General features: G+C 63.3%; 1 pseudogene. It reads right to left on the bottom strand.

Annotated features, from left to right (window positions below):
• Positions 1–43: 43 nt before the first annotated feature.
• Positions 44–691 (bottom strand): annotated as a pseudogene (locus tag DVK07_RS20270) (aldehyde dehydrogenase family protein); the annotation flags it as partial.
• Positions 692–705: the final 14 nt, after the last annotated feature.

Raw genomic sequence — 705 nt, 5'->3', positions numbered from 1 at the left:
CGGTGCTGCCAGTGAAGGAGACACCGTCCACGTTGTCGTGTTAGGCCAGCGGCGTTCCGACATCGCTACCCGAACCGGTCACCATGTTCGCGACCCCGTCCGGGAGTCCAGCTTCGTCGAGGCACTCGAAGAGAATTTTCGTCATGCCTGGCGCGGCGGAGGCGGGCTTGATAACCGCCGTGTTCCCAGCGGCCAGTGCTGGGGCAAGCTTCCAGGCGGGAATCGCGATTGGGTAGTTCCACGGCGTGATCAGCGCGACTGTCCCGAGTGGTTCGTGTTTGGTGTACAGTTCCGTGTTCTTCCCGCTCGCAGATTTATTGACCCCGCCCAGGTCGAGACACTTCTGGGCGTAGTAAGCAAAGATGTCGATCGCGCGCTGAACCTCACCGGCCGCCTCAGAGCGCGTCTTTCCCTCCTCGCGGACGAGGGCCTCAGTCGCGGATCCTTTCCGTTCCTCTAGGAGTTCGCTCGTACGCTTCAAGACGTCGCCGCGGTCCGGGCCGGGGGTGTCCCCCCAGATTTCCTGCGCGTCGACCGCAGTCTCGACCGCGGCCTCGACGTCGCCGGGTGTGGAAGCTTGGAACCGCCTGGTGATCGATGACGGCTCCGCCGGGTTGCGGACGGCGAATGTCTCGCCCGCCTCCGAAGTCGTCCACTCTCCATCGACGTAGTTCTTGCTGACTGTTGGCATCCAGCTTGAAATCG

The sequence above is a fragment of the Halorubrum sp. Atlit-26R genome (genome assembly GCF_003666015.1).
Taxonomy (GTDB): Archaea; Halobacteriota; Halobacteria; order Halobacteriales; family Haloferacaceae; genus Halorubrum.
The sequence above is the reverse complement of the archived record's forward strand: the minus strand, read 5'-3'. Positions and strand labels throughout refer to the sequence as shown.